Source organism: Micromonospora sp. NPDC052213 (genome assembly GCF_040679695.1).
GTDB lineage: Bacteria > Actinomycetota > Actinomycetes > Mycobacteriales > Micromonosporaceae > Micromonospora.
This window is the reverse complement of the sequence record NZ_JBFAVI010000340.1, coordinates 1-1,794: the sequence shown is the minus strand read 5'-3', so window position 1 is coordinate 1,794 and position 1,794 is coordinate 1. Positions and strand designations below refer to the sequence as shown.

At 72.8% G+C, this 1,794-nt stretch carries 2 protein-coding genes; both read right to left on the bottom strand.

The features are described 5' to 3' along the window. Positions 1-42 precede the first annotated feature (42 nt). A complete protein-coding gene (gene wecB, locus AB0L34_RS33730) occupies positions 43-1,167 on the bottom strand; it encodes a UDP-N-acetylglucosamine 2-epimerase (non-hydrolyzing) (RefSeq protein ID WP_363709717.1) in 1,125 nt (374 codons plus the stop codon). Further along, on the bottom strand, positions 1,164-1,794 hold a 631-nt coding region (locus AB0L34_RS33725), incomplete at its 5' end, for a glycosyltransferase (RefSeq protein ID WP_363709715.1). The genes AB0L34_RS33725 and wecB, both read right to left, overlap by 4 nt.

The window sequence follows — 1,794 nt, the reverse complement described above, 5'->3', positions numbered from 1 at the left end:
TGGCCGGCGACCGGAGTTCCGGTCGCCGGCCCCTGTCGCACGTCAGCGGCGGATGCCCGCCCAGTCGTGGTGTCGCCGAACGGTGGAGAGGATGAAGTCGACCACCCGACGGGAGGTGTCCGGGACCCGGTAGTCGACCGGGCACGGCACCCCCTGGGCGGCGACCTGGTCCACGGTCACCTCGACCGCCTCGACCACGCCCTGCGGGTCGAGCCCGGTCATGATGATCCCGCCGGCGTCCAACGCCTCGGGACGCTCGATCGACTCGCGCAGCGTCACGGCGGGGAAGCCGAGGATCGCGGCCTCCTCGCTGATCGTGCCGCTGTCGGAGAGCGTGCAGTAGGCCCTGGTCTGGAGGTGCACGTAGTCGAAGAGGCCGAACGGCTCGTGGAACGCGATCCCCTCCAGGGCGGTCGCGTCCGGCGCCAACGCCTCCAACCGCTTGCGGGTACGCGGGTGCGTGGAGACCAGCACCGGATACCCCCACCGGTCACGGACCGCCCTGAGGCAGTCGAGCAGACGCTGGAGGCGGGCCGGCTGGTCGACGTTCTCCTCGCGGTGCGCGCTGACCACGAAGTACCGGCCGGGCGCGAGGTCGAGCTGTCGCAGGACCGCCGACGCGGCGATGTCCGACCGGTAGTGCTCCAGCACCTCCCGCATGGGCGAGCCGGTGTGCAGGATCCGGCGCGGGTGCAGCCCCTCGGCCAGCAGGTTGCGCCGGGCGTGCTCGGTGTAGACCAGGTTGAAGTCGGCGACGTGGTCGACCAGCCGCCGGTTCGTCTCCTCCGGGACGTTCAGGTCGAAGCAGCGGTTGCCGGCCTCCATGTGGTAGACCGGCACCCGCATCCGCCGGGCCATCAGTGCGGCGATGCAACTGTTGGTGTCGCCGAGCACGAGCAGCGCGTCCGGCCGCGTCTCGGCGACGACCGTTTCCATGCCGACCAGCACGCCGCCCAGCACGCGACCGAGCGACGAGGTGTCCACCCGCAGGAACCGGTCCGGCTCGCGCAGCCGCAGCTCCTTGAAGAAGACGTCGGAGAGCGTGCTGTCCCAGTTCTGCCCCGTGTGCACCAGCAGGTGGTCCACCGTGTCGTCGAGCCGGGCGATCACCCGGGACAACCGGATGATCTCGGGTCGGGTGCCGACCACCGTCATGATCCGGGTCATGCCCGTCCTCTCTCTGCTGCCAGCTTGGTCATGATGTCCTCGAACTGGTCCACGCCCACCCGCAGCGACATGCGCTCCTGGTAGACGCGCCGGGCCCGCAGACCCAGCTCCGCCCGGGTCGCCGGGGACTCGGCCGCCGCGACGGAGAACCGCGCGGCGAGCGCCCGCCAGTCCCCCGGCGGGGAGACCAGCCCGACGCCGGTCGAGCGGACCAGTTCCGCCGCCTCGCCACCCACGGAGGCGATCACCGGGGAGCCGCACGCCAGGGCGGCCTGCAGCTTCGACGGGATGCTGCCGCGCAACGCGGGCAGGTCGCGCAGGCAGACGAGCTGCCAGTCCGCGGCGGCGTACAACTCGGCCATCTGCTCGGCGGGGCGCCGGCCGACGAAGCGGACGTTGTCGGCGCCGAGGTCAGCGGCGAGCCGCCGGGCGGCGTCCTCGCCGGCGCCGGAGCCGACCAGCACCAGGTCGACCCGGTCGCGGGCGGCGGCCGCCGCCCGGATCGCGGTCTCGATGCCCTGCAACAGTCCGATGTTGCCGGCGAACATGACGGTGCAGCGCCCCCGGTGCCCGAGCACCGCGCGGGCCTCGTCCGTCGCCGGCACCGGCCGGAACAGCGCGTCGTCG

What these genes read in the sequence shown, in the direction of transcription:
- wecB (WP_363709717.1), bottom strand. Translation starts at nt 1,167, where the DNA reads ATGACCCGGATCATGACGGTGGTCGGCACCCGACCCGAGATCATCCGG.